Genomic DNA, 6,729 nt, shown 5'->3' with positions numbered 1-6,729 from the left:
CGTAGAGGAGGTCGGCCTCGGTCCCGCCCAGCATCAGATCGTTGCCGATCCCGCCATATAGCGTGTCATTGCCCCCTTCGCCGGTCAGAAGGTCATCCCCGGCCTCGCCGAGAATGCTGTCCGTCTCTGACCCGCCATAGGCGCTGTCGTTCCCGTCGCCGCCCGACAGGGTATCAAGACCGGACTGGCCATAGAGGAGGTCGTTCCCGCCGTTGCCGGACAGGCTGTCATTTCCCGCGCCGCCTGACAGGACGTTTGTTCCAGCATCCCCGATGACGGTGTCATTGCCACCACCCGTGGTGATGTTCTCGATGTTTACGTATTCCTGCGTACCGACTGTACCGTCGGTGACATTGCCGACAGTCATGTCCGTACGCAGATTGCGCGCGTCGTCGGGCAGCAGTTCCAGGGTGTCGATACCGACGCCACCGTCGATGCCACGATTGTCGCCGTTGAAACTGCCAGAGATGCGTAGGGTGTCGTCACCCGCACCGCCGGAAAGCAAGTCAGCCACGTCATTGATGTCGTTGCCGTCGGTGATCAGCAGGTCGTTGCCATCGCCACCAAAGACCGAATCGGCCCCCAGCCCGCCGTTCAGGGTGTCGTTGCCGGCGCCTCCGTACAGCGTGTCGTTACCTGAATCGCCGAAGAGCCGGTCATTGCCGTCATCGCCTGCCAGGCTGTCGCTTTCAGTCCCGCCGTAAAGGGTATCATCGCCAAGTCCGCCCGAGAGCGTATCGTTGCCCGCATCGCCGAGAAGCTGGTCGTTGCCGTCGTCGCCGTACAGCCGGTCGGCCTCGGTCCCGCCGTAGAGCGTGTCGTCCCCCGAACCGCCATACAACGTGTCGCTGCCGGCATCGCCAAAGGACCGGTCATTGCCCGCTTCGCCCAGCAGGCTGTCAGCTTCGGTTCCGCCATACAGCGTGTCGTTGCCGCCGCCGCCGGAAAGCGTGTCGTTGCCGCCGTCCCCATACAGCGTGTCGTTGCCGTCGACATGTCCGGTTGCCGTCGGCGGTGTGCCGACCAGCGACGCTGTCGCGAGATCGGTGGTGCCGAACCCCGGACCGGCGATGGTAGCGCCAAACTGCTGGCCCCACTGGTTTTCCCAGTAGTAAAGCTCGATCGAATAGGTCTGCCCGGCCTGCAGGTTGACCGCCCCGCTGACGGTGGTGGCCGGTTGCTCGCGGTCGTTGTCCAGGTTGAAGACGATGCCGCCGTCGCTGTCGCGGATGATGATCCGCGAACCGTCGTCCGAGGTGGTGCTGAAGGTGTAGGTGCCCGTCGACGTGATGTTCAGCGTCGACTGGTAGATGACCCCGAAGTCGTCCTGTTCGGTGCCCTGCGTCGTCCCGGTAACTGTATTGCGCAAGGCCAGAACGTTGAAATCGTCGACATAGCCCGTGCCGCGCAGCGTGCCCGACGAGATCGTGCTGGTCTGACCGGATGCGTTGGTGAAGTCGCGCGTGTAGACCGCATAGGTCCACTGGCCCTGCAGCGGCCCGTCACCGGCGATCCGGTCGTCGCCGGTACCGGCATTGACCACATCGTTGCCACCCCCGGCCGACAGCGAGTCGTTCGTGGCCGTGGCGGTGTAGGTGTTGCTGCTCGCCATACCTGGCGCGGTACTGCTGTTCTCGGCCATCCGCCTCTCCCGGGTCGCGCCTGACGGGAGTAGCAGCTTGTGGTTGCCGAGAACTTAAACGGAACATTTTCCGAAAGTGCTTCGGATCAGGCCCGGCGTTCGCCCGGGCTGGCCACCGGCTCGGTCTCGGGCGCAGCCTCGTGTACCATCGGGCGGCCGCGCGGGGTGGGTATGACGGGCGCGCGGATCGCAAGCAGCGCCAGCCAGGCTGCGGCCAGGCCGAAGACGATCCCGCCGATGGCCTGGCCAATCAGAACGCCCTGCGCACCCCAGTAGCTGCCCAGCCAGATTGCCAGCGGGATGGTCCCCACGGTGTGCCGTCCCCAGTTCACCACGGTCGACCAGAACGGGCGCCCGAGGTTGTTGCAGACCGCGTTGCCGACAAAGATCATCCCATTGAAAAACCACAGCAAAGCCAGGGGTCCGCAGAACAGGTAGACCAGGTCGCGGGTCAGGCCTTCGGCCTGGAAGGCGTCGGCAATCGGCCCGCGCAGGACGAACAGCAGCGCCGAGACCAGCACGATCACCAGCCCGGTGAAGATCAGCCCGTCGATGAAGGTCCGCCGCACCCGGTCCATCCGGCCTGCCCCGAAGTTCTGCCCGATGATCGGCCCGATGGCGCCGGACAGCGCGAAGATCACCCCGAAGGCCACTGGGGTCAGGCGGCCCGCGATGGCCATCCCGGCCACCGCCGCCTCGCCGTAAGCGCTGGTTGCGCGGGTCACGAAGGCCTGTCCCACCGGCGTGGCCACCTGGGTCAGGATCGCCGGGACCGCAATGGCCCAGACCGGCCCCATGTCGGCCACGACCTGACCGGCCGTCGGCCGATCGAACCCGCCGTACTTCTTGCGGATCGGCTGCAGCGCCACCCAGGCGATCACCACCCGTGCCACCACGGATGCGATGGCCGCCCCGGTCAGCTCCATCTTCAGTCCGAAGATCAGGATCGGGTCGAGGACGGCCGTCGCCACCGCTCCCCAGACCGTGGCCATCATCGCCGCCCGCGCATCACCATGGCTGCGCAGCACTGCGCCGCCGATCATGCCGACCATCAGCAGCGGCTGCGACGGAATGACGATCTGCAGGAAATGGACCGCCAGCGCTGCCGTCTCTCCTGTCGCGCCCAGAAGGCCCACCAGCGGCCAGAGGAACACCCAGACCACGGCCGCGAAGAGCGAGCCGAACACGAAGCTCAGCACCAGCCCGGTCGTGGCCTTTTCCCGCGCCAGCGCCTGGTCTCGCGCCCCCAGCGCCCGGGCAACGAGGGCACCTACGGCGATCGACATCCCGATCCCGAAGCTGGTGGTGAAGAACAGGATCGCGCCGGCATAGCCGATGGCCGCGGCCAGCTCCTCGCGCCCCAGAAGTGCTATGTAGAACATGTTGATCAGGTCGACGATGAAGACCGCCATCAGCCCGACGGACGAGGTCAGCGCCATCACCGACACATGCCGGAACAGGTTCCCCTCGACAAACTTCGCCTGCGCTTCCGGTCCAGCCATGCTCAATCCCCAAGCCGACCAAGTAGCGTAGGTCAAGCCATTCATCTGTCTACAAGTATCCTCGGGGGGTCCGGGGGGCGAAGCGCCCCCGGGGCCTGCCCGAAAGCTCAGACGCTCGGCACCTTGCGCAGCAGCGGCATCACGTCGGCCATCTCCGGCCCGGCATCGCGGCCCGTCAAGGCGCGGCGCAGCGGGCGGAACAGGTCCTTGCCCTTTCGTCCCGTCGCCTCTTTCACCGCCGCCGTCCACTCGCCCCAGGTCGCGGTAGTCCAGGGCTTCGCGGGCAGCAGAGCGAGCGCCTGCCGCACGAAATCACGGTCGGCCTCGTCCACCACCGGCTCGGCCCCGTCGCGGAAGAGCTGCCACCACTGGCCCAGATCGTCGAGGATCGTGATGTTGCCCTTGGCCACCGCCCAAAAGCCTTCGGCTTCCGCATCGGGCACGCCCAGAGCGGCGATCCGGTCCCTCACCGCCGCGAAGGGCAGCGACTGGACATGGTGGCGGGTCAGCGGGAACAGGTCCTCGGCGTCGAACTTCGTGGGTGCGGCTCCGAAGGAACCCACGTCGAACCCGGCGATCAGGTCGTCCATCGAATGGGCCAACTCCACCGGCTTTGACGACCCCAGCCGCGCCATGAGAGACAGAAGAGCCATCGGCTCCACCCCCCGCGCACGCAGGTCGCGCAAGCTGAGGACGCCCAGCCGCTTCGACAATTCCTCTCCCTGCGGCCCGGTCAGCAGGCTGTGGTGCGCAAAGGTCGGCGGGGTCCCCCCCAAGGCCTTCATGATCTGGATCTGCGTGGCCGTGTTCGTCACATGGTCCGCGCCCCGGACAATGTGGGTGACCCCCATGTCCACGTCATCCACCGAGGAGGCAAAGGTATAGAGCACCTGCCCGTCCGCCTTGATGAGCACGGGGTCGGAAACGCTGGCGGCATCAATCGAGATGTCCCCGATGATCCCGTCCTTCCACTCGATCCGCTCCTGATCCAGCTTGAAGCGCCAATAGCCCTGCCGCCCTTCGGCGCGGTAGGCGGCCTTCTGCTCCTCGGTCAGGCTCAGCGCCGCGCGGTCATAGACCGGCGGTTTGCCCATGTTCAGTTGCTTCTTCCGCTTCAGGTCCAGTTCGACCGGCGTCTCGAAACACTCGTAGAACCGGCCCGCGGCCTTCAGCTGTTCGGCCGCCTCGGCATAGCGCGCCATGCGCTTGGACTGCTGCTCGATCCGGTCGTACTTGATCCCAAGCCAGGCGAGGTCGGCCTTCAGCCCGTCGATGTATTCCTGCTTCGACCGCTCCTGATCCGTGTCGTCCAGCCGCAGGATGAAGGTCCCGCCGTTCTGGCGCGCGATCAGGTAGTTCATCAGCGCGGTGCGCAGGTTGCCCACATGGATCCAGCCGGTGGGCGAGGGGGCGAAGCGACAGGTGACAGTCATGGGAAGGCTCCTTCGAAGGCCCTTCCCTGTCACAAGGCCCTGCAATTGTCCAGTTTGCGGCGCGGGTGCGGACTTCCGTGGCAACGCCGTCCGCGCGGTTCGATGCCGCAAGGACGGCTTCCCGTTTCGGGATCACACCGGATGCACCGGCCACTTCTTTCCAAGATCCTCCAGCCCGGCCCGGATCGCCTCGCGTAGGACCGCTTCGTCCACGGCATCCAGCCGCTTCACGTAAAGACAGGCCTTTGCCATCCGGTGCGGGCCAAGCCGTGCGAGGATCGGGTCCAGCGTCTCGCCGCCCGCCATCAGGTAGATCGACAGCTCGGCCTTCCGCGGCGAAAAGCCCGTCGCCAGGCTCTCCCCGCCATGCCCGCTATCGTAGCGGTATTCATAGCGCCCGAACCCCACCATCGACGGCCCCCAAAGCCGGGGCTCCCAGCCCGTGACCTCACCGAAGATCGTCAGCAGGCGCGCCGCCTCGTCCCGGCGCTTGTCCTCGACCCCGGCGAGCCAGGTTGCCCGATCCAGGGCCGCACTTTTCGTCTTTGCCTCGTAAGCCATGCCCGCCTCCGCGCTTTCCCCGCAAGCCTAGCACAGAGCACGCCGGATTTCCCCTGCCGCATCCCCTTTCCCTCAGCCATCCGCCTGCCTATCTTCCGCCCATGACCAATCCCGCCCCCGACAGCATCGCCCCCTCGCTCGCCTACCTGGAACAGCTTGCGCATGAGGCGGTCTCGACCCTGCCCGAACCCTTCCGCGAACCTGCGACGCATATCCGCATCCGGGTCGAGGAGTTTCCCGAAGACGAGATGCTGGAAGAGCTTGGCATCGACGATGCCTTCGACCTGACCGGCCTTTACGACGGCATCCCCCTGACCGAGAAATCCACCGCCGAGCAGGTGACCCGCCCCGACGTGGTCTGGCTCTTCCGCCGCCCGATCCTGGACGAATGGGCCGAACGCGGCGATGTCTCGCTGCAGGAACTGGTGACCCATGTCGTGGTGCACGAGATCGCGCATCACTTCGGCTGGTCCGACGACCAGATCGCCGCCATCGACCGCTGGTGGGAGTGATCCCCGACGCTTCGCACAAGGGTTGTGCAGTCCTGCACCGGCAATGACAGAGGTGTGAGCGGTCGGATCGGCGCGCAGGCCTACTCTTTCGCCATCCCAACGAAGGAGGACACCATGACCCGACTGTCCCGCCGCCAGGCGCTTTTTGCCGGAGCCACCATGCCCCTCGCCGCCGCCCTGCCGCTGCCCCTTGCCGCGCAAGAGACGATGCAAGGCTCGGGCTTTGCGCCCTGGAACCGCTTCAAGCTTGGCAGCTTCGAGGTGACGACCCTGCTGGCTGGCACACGGCCCGTTGAGAAGCCACAGGAAATCTTCGGCACGAACGCCAGTCCGGAAGACTTTGCCGCGCTCGCGGCCGCGAACTTCATTCCGACGGACAAGGCGCAGTTCTTCTTCACGCCCACCGTTGTGAACACCGGGGCCGAGATCGTCCTCTTCGACACCGGCCTTGCCGCCGAGGGCACGCTGGCTGCCCTGTCCGCTGCAGGCATGACTCCGGACATGGTTGATGTCGTGGTCGTGACCCACATGCACGGCGATCATATCGGCGGGCTGATGGGCGCGGACGGGGCGACGCCAACTTTTGCGAACGCTCGCTATGTCACCGGCAGCGCCGAGCACAACCACTGGTCGGCTGCTGCGGACGAAGACTTCGACAAGAACGTCAAGCCCCTGAACGACAAGTTCACCTTCCTGGATGACGGCGGCAGCGTGGTATCGGGCATCACCGGCATCGCGGCCTTCGGCCACACGCCTGGGCATATGGTCTACAATGTGGAATCGGGCGGTCAGCGCCTGATGATTGCGGCGGACACGGCCAACCACTATGTCTGGTCGCTGCAGAAGCCCGACTGGGAGGTCCGCTTCGACGCCGACAAACCCGCCGCTGCTGCCGCCCGCAAGCAGGTCTTCGGGATGATCGCCGCCGACAAGGTGCCCTTCATCGGATACCACATGCCCTTCCCCGGCGTGGGCTATGTCGAGGCGATGGGCGACGGCTTCCGCTATGTCCCGGCCACCTATCAGCTGATGCTGAACGGCTGAGCCAAAGGACCAAAATCCTTCGAAGGATTTTGCCA

At 65.8% G+C, this 6,729-nt stretch carries 6 protein-coding genes; 2 read left to right on the top strand and 4 right to left on the bottom strand.

Going from position 1 to position 6,729, the window contains the following annotated elements; genetic code table 11:
* The 4 genes from AC2EAL_RS17080 to AC2EAL_RS17065 all read right to left on the bottom strand — a co-directional run.
* A partial coding sequence (locus tag AC2EAL_RS17080) for a PA14 domain-containing protein (protein WP_484725433.1) occupies positions 1–1,642 on the bottom strand: 1,642 nt, incomplete at its 3' end.
* 86 nt (positions 1,643–1,728) lie between these two features.
* Positions 1,729–3,144, bottom strand: a complete 1,416-nt coding sequence (locus AC2EAL_RS17075) for an MATE family efflux transporter (RefSeq protein WP_484725432.1) — start codon at positions 3,142–3,144, stop codon at positions 1,729–1,731.
* 107 nt (positions 3,145–3,251) lie between these two features.
* A complete protein-coding gene (gltX, locus tag AC2EAL_RS17070) occupies positions 3,252–4,577 on the bottom strand; it encodes a glutamate--tRNA ligase (RefSeq protein WP_484725431.1) in 1,326 nt (441 codons plus the stop codon).
* Between the two features lie 132 nt (positions 4,578–4,709).
* Positions 4,710–5,138: a DUF1801 domain-containing protein gene (locus tag AC2EAL_RS17065; protein ID WP_484725430.1), complete on the bottom strand. Its 429-nt coding sequence runs from the start codon at positions 5,136–5,138 to the stop codon at positions 4,710–4,712.
* A gap of 101 nt (positions 5,139–5,239) precedes the next feature.
* Between AC2EAL_RS17065 and AC2EAL_RS17060 the strand changes: the two genes are divergently transcribed.
* Positions 5,240–5,650 (top strand): metallopeptidase family protein, encoded by a 411-nt coding sequence (locus AC2EAL_RS17060; protein ID WP_484725429.1) that lies wholly within the window; start codon positions 5,240–5,242, stop codon positions 5,648–5,650.
* A gap of 114 nt (positions 5,651–5,764) precedes the next feature.
* On the top strand, positions 5,765–6,694 hold the full coding sequence (locus AC2EAL_RS17055; protein WP_484725428.1) for an MBL fold metallo-hydrolase: 930 nt from the start codon (positions 5,765–5,767) through the stop codon (positions 6,692–6,694).
* Positions 6,695–6,729: the final 35 nt, after the last annotated feature.

The sequence above is a fragment of the Tabrizicola sp. T74 genome (genome assembly GCF_057219935.1).
This window is presented reverse-complemented; position numbering and strand designations above follow the sequence as displayed.

Excerpts from the sequence above, each read along its gene's own strand:
- AC2EAL_RS17075 (WP_484725432.1), bottom strand. The coding sequence starts at position 3,144 with ATGGCTGGACCGGAAGCGCAGGCGAAGTTTGTCGAGGGGAACCTGTTC.
- gltX (WP_484725431.1), bottom strand. The coding sequence starts at position 4,577 with ATGACTGTCACCTGTCGCTTCGCCCCCTCGCCCACCGGCTGGATCCAT.
- AC2EAL_RS17065 (WP_484725430.1), bottom strand. The coding sequence starts at position 5,138 with ATGGCTTACGAGGCAAAGACGAAAAGTGCGGCCCTGGATCGGGCAACC.
- AC2EAL_RS17060 (WP_484725429.1), top strand. The coding sequence starts at position 5,240 with ATGACCAATCCCGCCCCCGACAGCATCGCCCCCTCGCTCGCCTACCTG.
- AC2EAL_RS17055 (WP_484725428.1), top strand. The coding sequence starts at position 5,765 with ATGACCCGACTGTCCCGCCGCCAGGCGCTTTTTGCCGGAGCCACCATG.